General features: G+C 39.4%; 14 protein-coding genes. 9 read left to right on the top strand and 5 right to left on the bottom strand.

The window, feature by feature from the left end; all coding sequences use genetic code 11:
• Positions 1-40: 40 nt before the first annotated feature.
• Positions 41-2881 carry a preprotein translocase subunit SecA gene (gene secA / locus C7B62_RS05455; RefSeq protein ID WP_106233611.1) on the bottom strand — a complete coding sequence of 947 codons (2841 nt, stop codon included), beginning with the start codon at positions 2879-2881 and terminating at the stop codon, positions 41-43.
• A gap of 193 nt (positions 2882-3074) precedes the next feature.
• Between secA and C7B62_RS05460 the strand changes: the two genes are divergently transcribed.
• From C7B62_RS05460 to C7B62_RS05485, 6 genes are all read left to right on the top strand, one after another.
• Complete coding sequence (locus C7B62_RS05460; RefSeq protein ID WP_106233612.1) at positions 3075-3659, top strand: DUF99 family protein; 585 nt, start codon at positions 3075-3077, stop codon at positions 3657-3659.
• A 76-nt stretch (positions 3660-3735) separates the two neighbouring features.
• Positions 3736-3993 carry a hypothetical protein gene (locus tag C7B62_RS05465; protein ID WP_106233613.1) on the top strand — a complete coding sequence of 86 codons (258 nt, stop codon included), beginning with the start codon at positions 3736-3738 and terminating at the stop codon, positions 3991-3993.
• A 56-nt stretch (positions 3994-4049) separates the two neighbouring features.
• On the top strand, positions 4050-5558 hold the full coding sequence (locus tag C7B62_RS05470) for a UbiD family decarboxylase (RefSeq protein ID WP_106233614.1): 1509 nt from the start codon (positions 4050-4052) through the stop codon (positions 5556-5558).
• 171 nt (positions 5559-5729) lie between these two features.
• Positions 5730-6245 (top strand): COP23 domain-containing protein, encoded by a 516-nt coding sequence (locus C7B62_RS05475; protein WP_106233615.1) that lies wholly within the window; start codon positions 5730-5732, stop codon positions 6243-6245.
• A 329-nt stretch (positions 6246-6574) separates the two neighbouring features.
• The gene (locus tag C7B62_RS05480; RefSeq protein WP_233219820.1) at positions 6575-7558 is read left to right on the top strand and encodes a hypothetical protein; all 984 of its coding nucleotides are present in this window, start codon (positions 6575-6577) and stop codon (positions 7556-7558) included.
• 32 nt (positions 7559-7590) lie between these two features.
• Entirely contained in the window at positions 7591-9426 is a 1836-nt protein-coding gene (locus C7B62_RS05485; RefSeq protein ID WP_106233616.1) for a CHAT domain-containing protein, read from the top strand.
• Positions 9427-9480: 54 nt separating this feature from the next.
• Here C7B62_RS05485 and C7B62_RS05490 read toward each other — a convergent pair whose 3' ends face one another.
• Positions 9481-9738 carry a chlororespiratory reduction protein 7 gene (locus tag C7B62_RS05490; RefSeq protein WP_106233617.1) on the bottom strand — a complete coding sequence of 86 codons (258 nt, stop codon included), beginning with the start codon at positions 9736-9738 and terminating at the stop codon, positions 9481-9483.
• A 114-nt stretch (positions 9739-9852) separates the two neighbouring features.
• On the opposite strand from C7B62_RS05490, the gene C7B62_RS05495 reads away from it, so the two are divergent.
• The gene (locus C7B62_RS05495; protein ID WP_106233618.1) at positions 9853-11265 is read left to right on the top strand and encodes a YdiU family protein; all 1413 of its coding nucleotides are present in this window, start codon (positions 9853-9855) and stop codon (positions 11263-11265) included.
• 13 nt (positions 11266-11278) lie between these two features.
• Here the strand turns inward: C7B62_RS05495 and C7B62_RS05500 are convergent, their stop codons facing one another.
• Positions 11279-12154 (bottom strand): hypothetical protein, encoded by an 876-nt coding sequence (locus C7B62_RS05500; RefSeq protein WP_106233619.1) that lies wholly within the window; start codon positions 12152-12154, stop codon positions 11279-11281.
• 589 nt (positions 12155-12743) lie between these two features.
• Positions 12744-15527 (bottom strand): hybrid sensor histidine kinase/response regulator, encoded by a 2784-nt coding sequence (locus C7B62_RS05505; protein ID WP_106233620.1) that lies wholly within the window; start codon positions 15525-15527, stop codon positions 12744-12746.
• Positions 15528-15622: 95 nt separating this feature from the next.
• Here C7B62_RS05505 and C7B62_RS05510 point away from each other — a divergent pair, with 95 nt between their 5' ends.
• Both C7B62_RS05510 and C7B62_RS05515 read left to right on the top strand, forming a co-directional pair.
• The gene (locus C7B62_RS05510; RefSeq protein WP_106233621.1) at positions 15623-16324 is read left to right on the top strand and encodes a phosphatase PAP2 family protein; all 702 of its coding nucleotides are present in this window, start codon (positions 15623-15625) and stop codon (positions 16322-16324) included.
• A gap of 140 nt (positions 16325-16464) precedes the next feature.
• Complete coding sequence (locus C7B62_RS05515) at positions 16465-17325, top strand: alpha/beta fold hydrolase (RefSeq protein WP_106233622.1); 861 nt, start codon at positions 16465-16467, stop codon at positions 17323-17325.
• Positions 17326-17444: 119 nt separating this feature from the next.
• Here the strand turns inward: C7B62_RS05515 and C7B62_RS05520 are convergent, their stop codons facing one another.
• Positions 17445-18770: a DUF4394 domain-containing protein gene (locus C7B62_RS05520; RefSeq protein WP_106233623.1), complete on the bottom strand. Its 1326-nt coding sequence runs from the start codon at positions 18768-18770 to the stop codon at positions 17445-17447.
• Between the last annotated feature and the right edge of the window lie 416 nt (positions 18771-19186).

Consider the following 19186-nt stretch of genomic DNA (forward strand, 5'->3'; position numbering starts at 1 on the left):
ACGCTGGCTTTAAAGCTATTAAACTAGTGAAACAATAGTCTTAGTTTCCTGCCTGGGGTTGTGGCTTAAACTGGAAGAGAGAATAAACAACATTACGACGAATATCAATCATCATCTCCAAAAACATTTCATATCCTTCTTGTTTATATTCAATTAAGGGGTCTTTTTGTCCATAACCCCTCAGTCCAATTGAATCTCGTAGAGCATCCATTGCCTGTAGATGTTCTCGCCAGAGAGTATCAATTTGTTGCAGAATAAAGAATCTTTCTGCCTGGCGCATTAATCCAGGCTGCATACTGTCAATTTGATGTTCTTTGATATCATAAGCCTTGCGGACTTCTTCACAGAGGAAGTTTTTGATCTCATTAACAGTCATGTCTTCTAAATGTTCAGGCTTCACGTCTTCCAGCAGATAGATAAACTCTTTGGCTTTATCCACCATTTTGTCTAGCTTCCACTCTTCAGGAGGTAACTCAGGGTTAATATAGGCATCGACAATCTCGCCCATCGTTTTTTCAGCATACTGAATTACCTGTTCTTTAAGGTCTAATCCTTCCAGTACACGACGACGTTCAGCATAAATAGCGCGACGTTGGTTGTTCATTACCTCGTCATATTCAAATACCTGCTTACGGGTATCATAATAGAAAGTCTCAACTTTCTTTTGCGCTCCTTCGAGGGAGTTGGTGAGCATTTTAGATTCAATGGGCATGTCGTCTTCTACTCGCATCATGTTCATCAGTTTTTCCACGCGATCGCCACCAAAGATCCGTAAAAGGTTATCCTGTAAACTGAGGAAGAATCTAGTTGAACCAGGGTCACCCTGTCTCCCTGCACGACCTCGCAACTGGTTATCTACTCGGCGAGATTCATGACGCTCAGTCCCGATTACATGTAGTCCACCGTTAGCAATCACCTCATTATGCTCAGCATCGGTGAACACTTCATACTCTTTACGCACCATTTTGTAAGCTTCTCTGAGCTTAACTAATACAGGGTCGTCTACAGGAGCATTTTCCGAAGCCACGGCAATTTTTTCCTCGGCATCTAGTTCGGGTAAGCTTTGTTCTCCATATTGTTGAACGGCAAATTTAACCATTTCCTTCAAAAAATCCTGAGCTTCTGCTGATAGTTCAGTCGGAAAGATTTGTGGCGAGGCTTTCCAGGTTTTAACTTTTTTATTATTACTGTTACTGTTACCAAAACCTTTGGGAGTATCTTTACCCAAATCTAGTCCTGATACTCCTGCCATGAAATTGTCGTCTTCAGGAGCAACTATTTTAGGCATCAAATACTCTCTAACTTTGAGCCTTGCCATATAATCGGCATTACCACCCAAAATAATATCAGTACCACGACCAGCCATATTGGTTGCGATGGTTACAGCAGTTTTGCGGCCTGCTTGTGCCACAATTTCTGATTCCCGCTCCACATTTTCAGGTTTGGCGTTGAGCAAATTATGTTCAATACCTTTTTCCAGCAACAACTTAGAAATCAACTCCGATTTTTCCACACTAGTAGTACCTACCAGTACGGGGCGACCTTTTTCATGCATGTTAGCAGTATCTTCAGCCACTGCCTGCCATTTACCAATTTCTTGTTTAAACACGACATCAGCTAAATCAGCACGCTTAGAAGGCAAATTGGTAGGAATAATTGTTACCTGAAGTTTATACACTTTTTCAAATTCAGTCTCCTCAGTTTTAGCTGTACCAGTCATCCCAGCCAAGGTGGGGTAGAGCAAGAAAAAGTTTTGGTAAGTAATACTCGCCAAGGTTTGAGTCTCTTTCTGAATTGTTACACCCTCTTTTGCTTCAATTGCCTGATGCAGACCATCACTCCAACGTCTTCCAGCTAATACCCGTCCTGTAAACTCGTCAACGATGACGATCTCATCATTACGCACCAAGTAGTTAACGTCTTTGGTAAATAGTTCTTTAGCTTTAATGGCATTAGAAATATAGTGCGCCCAAGGATTTTCAGGATCGTATAAATCACTCACCCCTAATATTTCTTCCACCCGCGCAAAGCCTTCGTCGGTCATCAAAACATTACGCGCTTTCTCATCTACTTCATAATCACCAACACCCTCGTGGGGATTTAGTTCCTCATCGTAATCTTCTTTTTGTCTAGTTAGCTGTGCTGCTATTTGAGATGCTTGCAGATACTTTTCTGTAGGACGTTCCACCTGCCCTGAGATAATTAAAGGAGTTCTGGCTTCATCAATTAATACCGAATCCACCTCGTCGATTACACAGTAGTTAAAAGGACGCTGTACTACTTCCTCCATGGAGACAGCCATATTATCTCGCAGATAATCAAACCCTAGCTCACTATTAGTAGTATAGGTAATATCGCAAGCATAGTTTTTTCTTCTCTCAGCAGGACTCATTCCCGACTGAATTAGACCAACAGACAGATCTAAGAAACGGTGAACTTGTCCCATCCATTCTGCATCTCGACGAGCAAGATAATCGTTAACAGTGACAACATGAACTCCTTTACCAGTTAAACCATAAAGATAAGCAGGTAAGGTACAGACTAAGGTTTTACCTTCCCCTGTTTTCATTTCGGCAATCTGACCTTTGTATAATACTATGCCACCAAGCAACTGCACGTCGTAATGGCGCAATCCCAAGACGCGAATCGCTGCTTCTCTAACCACAGCGAAAGCCTCAGGCAGAATATCATCAAGGATTTCTTTGATTTCATCGTCGTTTTTTCCCTTAGCCAACTGTTCGCGAAATTCGCCCGTTTTGGCTTTCAAATCTTCGTCGGATAGATTCTTGATGTCCTCTTCAATCAGGTTGATTTCTGCCACTAAAGGCTGAAATTTCTTTAACTTACGCGCATTGGGGTCGCCCAACAGTCTTTTCAGCATAGTAATTTTTTATGTATGATCCTTATTCCTAATTGATTTATATTTGCTTTCTAATCTTTGATTGCCCAATTAAATCGCAATATTTAATAACTCGTAATAATTCTACCATTTGCCTCTTGTCAACGACTTCTTTCAGTGAGCGATCAGCAATAAATAGTGAAATTTAGATTACTTGAAAAGTGCTATAAAAATTATGGATTTAGCAGCTCTGATACGACAAAAAAAGCAGATTAGAGCAATAGGATTTGATGATGCTCCTTTTAAGCGTCATCAACAGGAAAAGGTAAGTATAGCAGGCGTAATTTGCACTAATACTCGTTTTGAAGGGATGGTATGGGGCAAGATTGAGGCTGATGGTAACGATGCTACTAAAACAATTTGTCAACTTCTAGTCGGCAAGAAATTTTTGCCTCAGCTACATTTAATTCTGCTCGACGGGATTGGCTTTGGAGGCTTCAACCTGGTTGATCTTCCTCAGCTAGCTCAAAGACTAGAACTTCCCTGTGTGGCAATGATGAGAAAACCGCCAAATCTCACAAAAATGAAGCTAGCAATGTCTAGATTGCCCAATTATGAGGAAAGATTGCTCATCCTGGAACAGGCGGGGAAGATTTATGCCTATCCTCCATTCTTTTTTCAAGTATATGGTGAACAGCCCAGAGTTATTGCACAAGCCTTAATTCAATTGACAGACCATGGTAAAGTACCAGAAGCCTTAAGACTAGCCCATTTAGTCGGCGCAGCAGTAATTAATGGTCAAAGTAGTTCACAGGCATAACATGTTACTACTAATATAAACGGTTATTATGACTAATTGAGCTTAATTTTGCTCTTAGATACCATACTTTTAATAGATGGATGTAATCAAACAAAGCCAGATAATTGGGCTTGGTTTGATTTTGAATGGCAATGTCAATAAACCAATAGTGTTCATGAATAACATAAGTAATAAAAATCAGGTAGTTCAATTTCTCTGCCAACCACAAGGGGGCAGGACTTATTTGTTAAATGCTTTGAATTCAAACTCGGAACAGGTGTTTATGGAAGCTTTACACAATATTATCGATGCAATGAGCCAGGATCTTTCATCCAGTTTGGCAAAGAAATTGTAGATTCTTCCCCAACTCTTCTAGACTATGTATATAGTGATAAGTTTATATTTCTTAATATGGCTAGAGATTTACGGGGATTTATCGAAATTTTGGAATCGAAGGGTCAACTTCGGCGCATTTCGGCATTAGTCGATCCCGAACTAGAAATTGCGGAAATTTCTAATCGCATGTTACAGGCAGGAGGTCCTGGCTTGCTGTTTGAAAATGTTAAAGGATCTCCCTTTCCCGTAGCAGTCAATCTGATGGGGACAGTCGAGCGAATCTGCTGGTCGATGAATATGGAAGCCCCAGAAGAGTTAGAAACCTTGGGTTCTAAACTGGCTATGTTACAACAGCCCAAGCCCCCTAAGAAAATTAAGCAGGCGGTAGATTTTGGGAAGGTGCTATTTGATGTTTTAAAAGCCAAGCCAGTCAGAGACTTTTTTCCGCCTTGCCAGCAGATAGTGATTGAAGGTGAAGATGTCGATCTCAACCGAGTGCCGATGATTCGCCCTTATGTGGGAGATGCGGGAAAAATAATCACTTTGGGTTTAGTCATCACCAAGGATGTCGAAACAGGTACGCCTAATGTTGGTGTATATCGCCTTCAGCTTCAGTCCAAGAATACTATGACCGTTCATTGGCTATCGGTGCGTGGTGGGGCAAGGCATTTGAGGAAGGCAGCCGAGGCAGGCAAAAAACTAGAAATTGCGATCGCTTTAGGAGTCGATCCAATGATTATTATGGCAGCAGCTACCCCCATTCCTGTAGACCTCTCAGAGTGGTTGTTTGCAGGTTTATATGGTGGCAGTGGGGTGAAGCTGGCTAAATGTAAAACTGTTGATTTAGAAGTGCCTGCGGATTCTGAGTTTGTTTTGGAAGGAACAATTACCCCAGGAGAAATGTTACCCGATGGACCTTTTGGCGACCATATGGGCTACTACGGCGGAGTTGAAGATTCCCCCTTAGTCCGTTTTCACTGTATGACTCACCGCAAGAATCCCATCTACTTAACTACCTTTAGCGGTCGTCCACCCAAAGAAGAAGCGATGATGGCGATCGCCCTTAACCGTATTTATACTCCAATTCTGCGTCAGCAGGTGTCGGAAATTGTCGATTTTTTCTTGCCGATGGAGGCGCTGAGTTACAAAGCCGCAATTATTTCGATTGATAAAGCCTATCCTGGACAAGCGAGAAGGGCTGCCCTCGCTTTTTGGAGCGCATTACCCCAGTTTACCTACACTAAGTTTGTGATTGTCGTAGACAAGGACATCAATATCCGCGATCCTCGTCAAGTAGTTTGGGCAATTAGCTCCAAAGTCGATCCTTCCCGTGATGTCTTTATTCTACCCGATACTCCTTTTGATACCCTCGATTTTGCCAGTGAAAAAATTGGTTTAGGTGGGCGCATGGGTATTGATGCCACCACCAAGATTCCGCCAGAAACTGACCATCAATGGGGAGAACCACTAGAGTCGGATGATGATGTAGCAGCTATGGTTGATCGACGCTGGCAAGAATATGGCTTGGGAGATATCGACTTAGCCGAAGTGGACGCTAATTTATTCGGCTATGAGCTGAAATAGTTTTGCCAGAAACTAACCAGAAAACACATTTCTTAACTTCATCAAAAATTTATTGTTGTGACAATAAATTAAGTGAAATAATCAGCAGTGCATGCTTGTATATAGTCAAATACACTTATAAGTGTATATACATATACATAGCTTTAATATCTCAATCTTTAGGTAGCACAGATGAAAAATAAATATTTATCTCTTGTTTTGGTTGCAGGCGCGATCGCCTTAGTTACAGTTCCTGTTAAGGCTGAAGAAAAAGCCGCTCCTGAGTCTACTAAATCTGTATTTGTTTGCGCCGCTCAAGGCGACACCCCCACCATGTTTGCCTACAACCCAGGCAAAGTAAATTTGACACCTTTGATGAGTTGGCACGCTGAATATTTATTACCAGGACAGTCTGGAGCAGAAGTCTGTCAGCAAACCGCTACAAAATTACAAACTTCCTATCAACAGGAAGATGCTAAATATTTAAAAGCTGAAACTACTAAAGAGGAAAACCAGGTTTGTTTGGTCAACAAAGAAGACCAAAATTGTCTGGACGAGACTAGTGAAAAGCTGTTTAGCGTCAACCCTAAATTTAATGCTAGTTGTGTTTTAGAAAATAAATCTCCTATTGATTGCGAAGTATATAAAGTTCGAGGAGTATATAGTTTCAATGATGAACCATATCAACCTCTTTGGTGGCCTTGGTAGGTATGCTATTGCCACTAACTGACACTTTATATTGCAAAATATTGCAAAATGGTCTTTCTAATCAGTACTTAATGGTATAGAGCTAAATCTATCAACCCATCAGTGTTTTCTTGCTCTTAGTTATTGACCTAAAGTTGTTCCCTCATAATCAACTAGCCTGTTAAGCGTGAGTTCTTAAACTCTGTCTATATTTCTTATAAAGTTACTCGATAGCTTATCTAGTAGTATTTGGTTGATGATGGGAGTCAAATGTTAGGCAAGCAAGATTTGGTAAAAGTCACTTTTACATATAAATTACATATAGAAATATATAAAGCACTGTGTTGTAGATGTCTCTCATTAGAAAGTTCTTCCTTCCCTATCTAAAAATTGCTTTAATAAACATCGCTATATTGGCAGCCAGTAGTGTTCATGTTAAAGCTGAACAAATTAAACTTTCCTCACCATCAAATTTCAGACAACCAAACAACAGCAAGTTGAGTAAAACCCAACTTCAGCCCATTCCCCTTAAAGAAAAGCTGAATAATGCTGTTGCTGCTCAACCATTAGAAGATGGTGCTCCCTCATTACGCCGTCAGCCATCGGCAGGAGAACGATTTGAACCAAAACGAATCCCATTACAACTTCCGTTTCCGAAAGAGACATACCGAACCTCTCCGAGTATCACGATTATCAATCCATCAGCTTATGGAGCAGCTTGGGGAAATGTGGGAATTGGGATCGGCTATCAAGAGAGGGCAAGATTTAGAGAAGATGCTGATGGAGTGATTGGTCTGGGCTTTGGCTTAGGAGATCCTCAAAAAAATCTTGGCTTACAGGTGGGAGTTAGTTTAGTTGATGTTAGTTCACCTTTTAGTGATGGGTCAATTAATCTCAAGCTACATCGTCGTTTACCAAAAGACTTTGCTGTTGCTATCGGCGTTCAAGGCTTAACTACGTGGGGAAATACGGACGGAGGATCATCTGTGTATGGGGTTGCTACTAAAAGGTTTAAATTACGACCAGACAGAACTAAGCCTTTTAGTGAATTGTATACAACATTGGGCGTGGGTGGCGGTCAATTCCGCTCCGAGTCCAATATCAATGAAGGTAACGAAAACGTCGGCGTTTTTGGTAGTTTAGCAGTTAAAGTGATTCAACCAATTGGTTTGGTAGCGGAATGGAGTGGTCAAGACTTAACGATTGGAGTTCCTTTGGTACCATTTAGAAAATTACCCCTCGTTATTGTTCCTTCAATTACGGATGTGACTGGTTCGGCGGGAGACGGAACAAGATTTGTTTTGGGTCTTGGCTACAGTTTTTCTTTTAAATAGATTATTAGTAAATTCAAAGTGAGACATCAATTATGAAATTATCTCGATTATTAATAAGAGTAGTGTTGTCATGTGCGTTGATCATATCCTCTACAGAAATAGCGCGTTCTCAATCAGGTAATATGTCTGATATTACGCAACCTAATCCCAATGAGATCATGAATCAGCCTGAGCCAGATGAAGGCAACACAGCTGATAATTTGGGAGAAAACACAGCGGGGGATATCGTCGAAGAAACTCCTGTTGATAGTACTCAGCCTAATAGTGAGATAGAAACTTCTAGTCAAGAAACTCCTAGTCAAGAAACTTCTGACACAATCAATACTCAATCTGAAATTGTTGAGAGCGAACCCGTAATAATCGAACAAACTACTGAAGCGGAAGCTGCCAACTCACCTGAGTCTGATGAAATAGTCAAAAAATTAGTTGACGAAGCTGAGCAGAGAGACATTAAAAAATCTGAGGAACCAAAGGAAGAAAAGGTAGCAGAGAAAAATTCTCAACCAGCGACGGAACAAATAGACCGTGGAGAATATGAAACTCAATTTCAAGATGCGCCTAGCGATTTAGCTATCTTGATGCAGGAAGAATTTCAACTGAATCAATTAATTGGTTCTACGGGAATTCAACTTTATGGTTCTGTACCGTCAGTCAAACAGATTTCTCATCGATTAGCTCAGTTAGCTGAACAAACAGGCAAAAAAGCTGCCTTTATCAATATTTCTCTGCAAAACAATCAGCTAGAGTCCTTTGTAGTTTTACCAGAGCAAGTGCAAGCAAATGCCGAAACCTCCTTAGTGGCATCATCTGAGTTAAATGGTATTGATGCACCTCCAGCCGCTCAAGTTCCAATCATACGTAAGACAGTCAAAAACACCTCGCGAAAAGATATTATTGCTAAGGCAACAGAGTTGCGCGAAAAAATTGGTGATGTTAGAAGACTAAATCAGAATGAATACAAAAGGTCATCACAAGAGCTATACAATGTTCTGATCAAACCCATAGAAGCAGATCTAGCGGCTAATAAAATCGATGTTCTGGTATTTTCGATGGATTCAGGATTGCGTTTATTGCCTGTTGCCGCACTTTATGATGGAAAACAATTCTTGATTGAAAAGTACGCTATGGGAATGGTTCCTAGTTTTGGCTTAACTGATACTCGCTACGTGAGTCCAGCCAAGGCTTCCATTTTGGCAATGGGTGCATCAGAGTTCAAAGAGCAAGCAGACTTACCAACTATGCCTATTGAACTGAAAACTATTGTCAGTAATCCCCGTCGTGGACAATCATTTTTAAATCAACAGTTCACAATTCCCAATTTCGTCGCTCAAAACAGTGGGCAAACACCATTTTCTATTATTCATTTAGGGACTCATGCTGAATTCAAAGCAGGTGATTTAAGCGATTCTTATATCCAGTTTTATGATAGTCAGCTAAAAATACCTCAGCTACAAAAACTATCAAATCAACTTGGTTGGAATACTAATAAGACGCCAATTGAGTTAATGGTTTTAAGCGCTTGTGAAACTGCCTTGGGAGATAAGGATGCTGAGTTAGGTTTTGCAGGATTAGCAGTACAAGCAGGGGTCAAATCTACATTGGCTAGTCTTTGGTATGTTAGCGATTTAGGAACTTTAGCTATGATGGGCGAGTTTTATGATCAGCTCGATAGTACTTTGAATAAGGCAGAGGCTTTACGTCAAACTCAGTTGGCAATGCTGCGAGGCAATGTCAAGATTAATAACAAACAAGTTAACTTGTCCAATGGCACAGGTCTACCTCTGCCCTCAGATTTTCCAGACGGCACTTTAACTCTCAATCATCCTTATTTTTGGTCATCATTTACCCTTGTTGGTAACTGGAATTAGTTTAGAGCAGGAAAATGTTCTCAGACTATTTGTAGAAAAGATTAGCATCACCAGTTATTTTTCCAGGCGTACTACATACCATTGTAGGTAATGATCGGCACTCACATCTAACTCAAAATAGTTATCAAGTAAGTGTTGAGCCTGTAATTCTGGTGATTCTAACTGTTCTAACTCTCTGGGAATAATTACTTCTGGCTGCTGTAACAGATTGGCTAGTTTAGTTTTCAGTTCGGCTGAATTCATAAATTGTTCAGGCTGATCTGATTCGAGGACAACATAACCATCCTCTTGATACATAATCGGATCTGGCATAATTCAATAATCAAAAAACGACTAAAAGTTAACTTATTGATGAATAAATGAATAAATTAACTGTAAAACTAATTGAACTCAGAAGCTAGTTGAGAATTAGATATTTTAATCATTATGGGAACAAGTCTCAACCCGCTGCTCAACCTTGAATATGAACCCATGATGGAAAACTTGGGTGATGACTATTATGATATTGTTGCTGCTGCGGATTTTCCCAGTTATTTTTTACGTTATCGTAACGATCGCCTGTTACCATTATTAGGTTTAAAACCAGATTCAGTGACAGACGGTGATTTCATTGCAGCTTTTGGTCAATTTAGGGGGGGTAGACCTTTTTTGGCTCTACGTTATCATGGTTATCAGTTTGGCGCTTATAATCCATTTTTGGGAGATGGCAGAGGCTTTTTATATGGTCAGGTTCGTGGTATCGATGGCAATCTGTATGATTTAGGAACTAAAGGATCGGGTCGAACGCCTTATTCTCGTACTGCTGATGGTCGACTGACTCTTAAGGGTGGTGTTCGCGAAGTGTTAGCAGCAGAGGCACTGCATCAGCTAGGAGTAAATACTTCTCGTTGCTTAAGCTTGATTGAAACTGGGGAGTCTCTCTGGCGAGGAGATGAACCTTCCCCTACACGTTCTGCGGTAATGGTGCGTTTAAGCAAATCCCATATTCGGTTTGGCACTTTGGAACGACTTCACTATCTACAACGTCCCGATCTAATTAGTAAATTGTTAGATAGTGCGATCGCTGTATATTATCCAGATATCCCCGATAATGAGGACAAGTATAGTCAGTTTTACGCTCAGTTAGTTATCAGGGTGGCGCAATTAGCAGCCCAGTGGATGGCAGCAGGCTTTTGTCATGGAGTTCTCAATACCGACAATATGTCGATCGCTGGAGAGAGTTTTGATTATGGTCCTTATGCTTTTATTCCTAACTATGATGCTCGATTTACCGCTGCTTATTTTGATTATGGTGGTCGCTATAGCTATGGTAATCAGCCCTATATTTGTAGGTTTAATTTGGAGTTACTGCAAAAACCCCTGGCAATGATTACGGAACAATCGAGTTTAGAAGTTGGGTTGGCGCAGTTTGACGACTATTATCAGCAACACTATCAACAGTTAATGCTGCAAAAACTAGGGTTTGAGTCAGATTTGGGAATGATCGCTCAGGAACTATTAACTCAGACAATTAACTTATTGAGAGATACTAAGATTAGCTATCATGGTTTCTTTGCTGAATTAGCCCACGAATTTGATTCCCGTTGGCGGGAGGATCAAGAATTAATTTTAGCCAAGGCTACTTTCTCCTCTGAGATTCCCGACAATTGGCGAAGTATTTATCATCAATGTCTTAATCAAATTTCTTCCAGCAATAGAGATAAAATTAGCGATCGCCTTAAATTGCATAATCCTCAGACTGCTTTATTGCGTCCTCTAATTGAATCCGTTTGGGAATCGATTAGTGAGGATAATGATTGGCAACCTTTTATTTCCTTGCTTGATGAGCTACAGCAGTAAAAAGTCACAAATATTAGACAAGTCGATTTGAGCCATCTTTACTAACATGCATTAACTGTGAGAACACTTTCACAAAGTGCTTGCTTCCTCTAAATAAACAAAAGGCAATAATTGCCAGTACTTGGTAATTAAATAATAAAGAAATATCACGTTCATTAGCAGCGATCGCACCTAAGATTAAAAGATAAATTAATAAATAAAAAAAGTAGCGAGGAAAGTCCATTGGCCAGTCACTATTTTTGCCCCCCATATAGCGATATAAAACATACTGCATTGAACGAATCAAAATTTTACTGATTAGTAAAACTAAGCCAACTGTATTAGTAGTTAACAAAACTAAATAACCACAATAGCGACATGTTTGCAACAAAAAGTAGAACCATACTCGACTCTGCTTATTAAGTTGATTATAAATATGAAACAAAAATCTTAAGATTAATAAAAAAGCTATCCAATACAAGAAGCTTTCAGATGTTTGAAATAGTTTTTGATGAGCATTGCCAAATATTGCCACACCAAGATGAACGCCCTCAATCGCAATTTCTTGATTAAGAACAGTTATACCTAAGATGGAAAAGACAACTGCCCAGACCCAAGGTTGCCATAGTTGGAATGAATATTCGTAAGAATTATAGTTATAGGAAAGTACTGCTTTATCTTCAAACTTTTCGCCCAAGATATCATTTTCAATATAGCCAATTTCATAAATACACCAAAAAGATACCTGTAGTAAAAATAGCCCTAAGATATTTGACCAGGGATAAAAGCTAGCAAAACTAAAAGTCAACAGCAAAATCAGAAAATCTTCTCCTAAAATACTCAATAAAAAAAACTTTTTATCAGGTCTTTTAATTTTTTCTGAATAAAGAAATGGTATATAAATATTCACTTTAAATATAAAAAAAGTAAGTTTTAATAAGTAGTTTTACTTATTTTTTAACTACTAGATTATCTGATTATAAACAAATTAATTTACAAGTTTAATTTAGTGTATTTTGCCAAAAGAATGATTTTTCAATTGAAAAATACGCTATTTTATATTAATTAAAGTATTTATTTTATTTAAATAGCTAGTATTTAATCAGAGCAAGAAGTTTAACGATATCAAGATAATATTTGGCTTAACGCTTAAATTAAGATAAAATTTTGGGCTACGCAATGGTGGGGTCAAGATACATTGTCTCAAAAAATAAGTAATTTTCAGATTAGTAGGAGAATTTTTATTTTTGTTCTTGTTGATAAGCTGATTTTGTAAAATTTAATACTGTAATTAAATTTGGATAATTTATCTGAGACTTTAAATAATAATAATATTCTAAATGTTTGATTACTTCTAGTAGTTTACACGAAGTTTACATTGCGACAACATGTGAATGGTCTAAATTTTATATAAACAAACCATTTTGTCTTTACAGCCTTGTCGAATTGCAGTAGTTTTTAATTAAATAGATCAATAGAGTATGTTGTTGGTTCACTAACTAATTGATGGCTGCTTGAGCAAGATTCATAATCTGGTCAAAATCAAAATCATCTACTTTTTGCTGAATAGCAAGGGCAAGATTACGGTTTTCTTGGGGAATTTGAGACAACAACTGAACAATTAATTCTTCATCAACTAAAGAAGCAGCTTCAGCAAGTTCTTCTAACCACTCATCAGACATAATTGCAAAAGCTTCGGCAGTCAATTTTTCCAAACTTACTAATTCGGCATTCTTGTTGGTATCCAAATTCTCATAAAGATAATCCACTCCCAAATATTGAGCCATTTTTTCAAAAATAACTTCTGTGCGGAAAGGCTTACGAACAAAGTCATCACAACCTGCTGACAGTACCACAGTTCTCTCTTCTTCGAGGGTACTAGCAGTTAAAGCAATAATGACTGTAGCTTGTCCTTGAAGATGAGACTTAATCTTTTGGGCCGCTTCATAACCATTCATTATTGGCATTCTCATATCCATCCAAATCAAATGGGGTTGCCATTGTTGCCATATTTCGACAGCTTCTTGTCCATTGGCTGCTTCTTGTACTTGAAACCCAATTGGCTGGAGTAACTTGAGTAATAATTGTCGGTTTTCAAAACGATCATCCACGACTAAAATACGATATTCTGGCTGTTGGGGTTTAAGTCCAATGACTCTTTGAGTTGGTTTTTGTCCTGTAATTTCTGTAGCTTCAGCAACTTGAGCTTGGATCTCAAATTTGAAGATAGTTCCTTTCCCTAATTGAGAACTGACGGTAATTTGTCCTCCCATTAATTCCACAAACTTTTTACTAATAGGTAAACCTAAACCTGTTCCTTCTTGAGATTGCCTTCCTGTTTCAGTTTGAGTGAAAGCTTGAAATAAACTATTTATTTCTGTGGGGGCAATTCCCGCACCAGTATCTTCAATCTCGAATATAATCAGGCTGGTTTTGTCTATTTTGTCTGTTATCTGTTTTTTAACACGCAAAGTTACCGCACCTTCATGGGTAAATTTAATTGCATTACTCAAAAGATTAATTAAAACTTGACGTAACTTTTTATCATCAGTGTTGATATATTGAGGCAAGTGAGGATCGCGCTCAACGATTAACTCTAATCCTTTAGATTCTGCTTTAAGAGCCAACATTTCGGCTATTAATTCTAAAAGAGCATACAAATCAAAATCTGTGGGATAGAGAATAATTTTGCCCGACTCAATTTTGGCTAAATCTAGTACATCGTTAATTAGAGAAAGTAAGTGTTCACCGCTACGATTAATAATATCCAGATTTTCTTGTTGTTCTGGAGCAAGAATTGCACGGCTCATTAATTGGCTAAAACCCAGAATCGCGTTGAGAGGAGTACGCAGTTCGTGACTCATGTTGGCGAGGAATTCGCTCTTAGCTTGATTGGCTAATTCTGCTATGTTTTTAGCTTGGTTTAATTCAAGGGTTCTTTGTTCTACTCGGTTTTCTAGTTCTTGATTGATCCGATCAAGTTGTTGATTAGTGTTGGCTAGATTGGCAAAAGATGTCTGTAGCTGTTGTGCCATCTCATTAAAGGAATGAGATAATACTCCCAATTCGATGATACCTTCAACCTTCACCTGTTGATTAAGATCGCCGACAGCGATCGCACTTGATGCCTGACTGAGCCGCAGAATTGGTCGAGTAATTAAGCGAGAAGTAATTAACCCCAACCAAACAGCTATCAATAATGCTAATAAACATAAAGCAATAGTGGTGCGGGTATTGGCATAGATTTGTACCATGAAGTCTGATTCGGGAATGGTAGTTATTACCAACCAATCCAAGCCATATTTATCTTGCCAAGGGGTTACGCGAATGAACTGATATTCTCCTTGTAATTGAAAATTTAGTTTTTGTTCGTCTTTAATTGCTTGGAAGCTACCAAACTTTTGTTGTAGATATTTAGCTGTGGCTTGAATTTGTGAATCGGAACTATTTGTAGCACTTAATCTTTTTGCTACTCCATCCACTAGGGTAAAAGGTTCTTCAGTACTAGAACTACCAATTAATAACCCATCGCGTTCGATAATGAAAGTTTTAGCTGTCGGGCTAATTTTTAATTGCTGCAAGAAATCGCTAATATTAGACAACAGCAGATCGATGCCAATAACAGCGATTAATTGGTTATTTTTGTCATAAATGGGTGTATTGATCGTAGCTGACAAGAATTCTGGTGTATCATCCCAGTTATAGACAGAACCCCAAATTGCTCTACCTGCCTGAACTGTTTCCGTATACCAAGATTCTTCCAGAGGTTTATAATCGTTGTAAACTTTCACGATTTTAGTACGATTCCCCTGACTATCTGTAGCATAAATATAATCTTTCCACTGAGTAGCAGGCGAAACCTCTTCAACCGTGACTCCTTGTCCAGGTAAATAGCTGCCAGCACCCGCAAATTCTCCTGTGGGGAGGGCATAACCTATATAGGCTAGATCTGGATAAGCTTGTAGTTGTCGCCAGAAATACTGTCCTGCTGTCTTCAAATCTTTCACATCCAATAAGCCTAAAGCGATCGCATCTAGATTAATTTGATTAATTTTTGGCGGGATTGCTAGATAATTATCAAGATGCTTAAACACTAAATTGCTACTTTGATCCATCAAGCGATCTGCGAGATCGTTAACTGCTGCTTGTCCGTTTTTAAAAGAAAAATAGCCCACTAATCCCACCGCACCAAAAACTTGCAGTACAAAAGGTAAAACTAAGACCAAACGTAGTGGTAGTCCTTTAAACTTGGGTGCGATCGTGTTGGTGGTTTTTATATTCATCTAGTTATAGGGATTGATACTAGAATTGCTAAATTACTATTCTCTAGTTAGGTTTCCCCAAGAACTTGCTTAATTAACCAATTACCAATTTTATGATGCAAACTTTGTTACAGCGGAGCGTTAAATTTTGGCGGAGTCGGATTAATCCCAAAATAGCTCCTTTAATTACCACAGTCGGTATAGTCGGATTAATTACTTGTCTATTGATTATTTATCTTGTTGCCCAAATCTCAGACGAAGTTTTAGAACAAGAGGCTTTTGCTTTTGATCGGACAATTCTGCTGTGGATTCATTCTTTTGCTAGTCCGACTCTCGATCGCATCATGCTATTGGTTACCAGCCTCAATAATCCCAATTTAGTCTCGATCATCGCTGGAGTTGCTCTAATTATGTTGCTGTGGAAACAGTGTTACTCTGAAGCTAAAATATTTGCTATTGACTGTGCTGGTGGTGTCATTCTCAGCTATGGTTTAAAGTCGGTATTTGGTAAAGCTCGCCCCGATCTTTGGCAATCGTCGATTAAGGAGATATCTTTTAGCTATCCTAGTGGTCATGCTTTAGGTTCAACGGTATTATATGGATTTTTAGCCTATTTGTTTGCCACTCGCTTTCCTCAATTCTCAGGGCTGATTTATCTGCTGGCGGTTATTTTAGTTGGTGCAATTGGTTTAAGTCGCTTATATCTGGGGGTGCATTGGCCAACTGATATTTTAGGTGGTTATGGCATTGGTTTTTTATGGCTCACTTTCTGTATCACCATGTTGAAGTTGCAGAAAATGAAACAAATACAAACTTAATTAGCGATTAAGCTTTGCTTACTGCTTACTCTACGGGGCTGTATATTTCATCATCCTGCCGTTATGTAGCCAGTTTGAACATCATCAAAACTGGCATCAGACTAATATTTTTTTAATACTGTTAACCAGAAAATCAACTTATGCGAGCAAAAATAAGAGATACAGAGATTTACTTTGATGTTGTAGGCGCAGGATTAGTGCTGGACGAAGCGCAATGGCGATCGCAACCCGTCGCCTTTATTATTCATGGTGGCCCAGGTGCGGATCACACCCTTGATAAACCCACCTTCTCTCCTCTTAGTCATAAGATACAGCTGGTCTATTTTGACCATCGGGGGCAAGGACGTTCAATGCGAGGAGCAAAAGAAACCTATACCTTGGAAAATAATGTTGAGGACATGGAGGCATTACGGCAATATCTGGGTTTAGACAAAATTGTCGTGATTGGTTCTTCCTACGGTGGCATGGTTGCTCTTTCCTATGCGATTCGTTATCCCCAGAATGTCTCTCATCTAATTGTTATCTCCACGGTTGCTGATTCCCGCTTTTTGATCCGAGCAAAGGAGATTCTTGCCCAACGCGGAACTGAGGCACAAAAGGCGATCGCCCAACGACTCTGGGACGGTACATTTGAAAATGAGGAACAACTGAAAGAATTCTTCCAGGTGATGATGCCGATGTACTCGTTCACTTACGATCCCAACTCACCTCAGCCAGCATCAAACCTCCTAATTCTCTCTCCTGATGCTCTTAATGTTGCCTTTAGTGGGTTTTTACGCTCTTACAACTTGCTAGACCAGTTACCTAAAATTACAGCCCCCACCTTGGTAATTGGCGGACGGCATGACTGGATCTGCCCACCTGAATTCTCTGAAGAAATAGCGAGTAAGATTCCCCGTGCCGACTTAAGAATCTTTGAAAACAGCGCCCATCTGATTCGGATTGACGAGCCAGAGGCTCTGAGGGATGCGATCGCGGGTTTCTTGTTCTACAACTCATAAAACTTGCTCGTACTGCAAAAATTGCAGGATGTAGAAAAAAGGTAGTAGAAAAAGCCAAAATTCAGTTTGCTTTATAACTATTTTCTACTCCTTTATGAAAATTTAAGCTGCTACTTTAATTAAGCAAAGTCATATTCAACAGTTAAATCATCAAAACTCAAATTACCTCCATTAGGTAAATCCTCAAAACCTATAATATTGTCGCCTAAGCTGCGAACATGTTCTGCTCCGTCAGAATTAGCTTCTAAGAAGGGAAAATACACCATAGGATCGTTGCTGCTAGCATCTTCTAGCTGTTCAATTGTGCCATCAATTACGATAAAGGGTGCGTAAGTTGAACCACCTACAAGCTCTGTGGTAAATTCGCTAGAAACGCCATTGACTCCATTAAGACTTATATCAGAGCGATTGGCGATCGCGGCAGCAGTGTAACCTTCATCTCCCACAGCGATCGTTTTACCTGATTCTGAGTCGAGAATATTACCCTCTGCATCCACTGCATAGAACCCGACTGTATTATTAAACCCAGCATCTCGACTTACAGTAAAGTTAATTGTGGAATCTCCAAGATCGCTAAGATCGATTAAAGGAGCAGCAACTTCGGATACTGTTGGCGCTTCTTCTGAGGGTAAGCTATCTGCATCGTTGTCGCCAGATATAGCAGTTAATCCTTGTAAGTTGAGAGCATCTGTCCCAATTTCTCCCAGGCTCAATGCCTTACCCAGAGATAGATCGACAGTATATAAAGTCCCATCGGCAACAGCAAAAGCTGCATTCTCACCATTAGGAGAAGATACAATATCAAACCCTCCTAAAGTATCTAGATCAATACCCAAATCGCCTACTGTAACTAAAGTTCCATCGTTAGGAGGGTTTTGTAACAGGAAGTCATTAAGTAGAGGATCGAGATTGTATAGCTGAGTGCTACTAGTCCCGTCAAAAGAATTAGTATAGGCAGCAGCACTAATATTAGGATTTACTCCATCATTAGAATCTCCCTCAGCAAAAGCTAAAGTACCGTCAACAGTAACTTCTCCCGTGTCTACATTAATTCTAAAATTTTGGTCATTATCTCCTACTAAACGTAAGCGATCGGCAACAGGATTGAAGTCAAATCCTGAGATAGTTCCACCCTCAAAAGGCGTATTTAAGGTACTGACGTAAGTTGCTGCACCACTATCAGCATCAATTGTATAAATATTATTGGCGGTAGTGATTCCATAAATCAAACCATCAGCCGGACGAGTATCGATACCTAGCAATATTCCATCAACTCCTGTAACTGATAGTGAATCTGTCTTGGCAGGGTTGGTAGGATCGAAAGAAACTAAAGTATTATCGTCGGTCAACGCCACCAATTGGGAGTTGAGTGCCACATCAGATATTGGAGAAATGTCTACGTTATTGCTATTGAGGGTTTCTGAATCTGCGGTAAATTGCTGCATAATAGCTGTTTGTTGAGATATTTTTTGAGTGCAAAAGCTGCCCTACCTATTTCAGACAGGACAAGTTGGATACATCAGCGGTGATGCTGATCAAGAATAATTAAAAGTTTCTAAACAATCTAAATGACGCCCCAGAGCAAATAGTATCTAGCTAATGAGCTGTTTCCTAATTTTTATTGCACTCGTTGATTAGCATCCATCAAGATTGTTTTGGTAGACACAGGTAGAATCATTTGTGACTGCCTGCATAACTAAGTACGTCTTGAGAAGGCGATCGGATTCAAATAAATATTAGGGGCGAATTATACTAAATAAATCCGTTTCAGAATAGGTTACTTAAAAAATTGAGCAGCAAGTAGCCCTCAAGGATTCCCTTCGGTCTCAAGTAACGAGTAGCAAGTATTAGTTACTCTAAT

Origin of the sequence: Pleurocapsa sp. CCALA 161 (genome assembly GCF_003003995.1) — a bacterium.
Classification (GTDB): Bacteria; Cyanobacteriota; Cyanobacteriia; order Cyanobacteriales; family Xenococcaceae; genus Waterburya.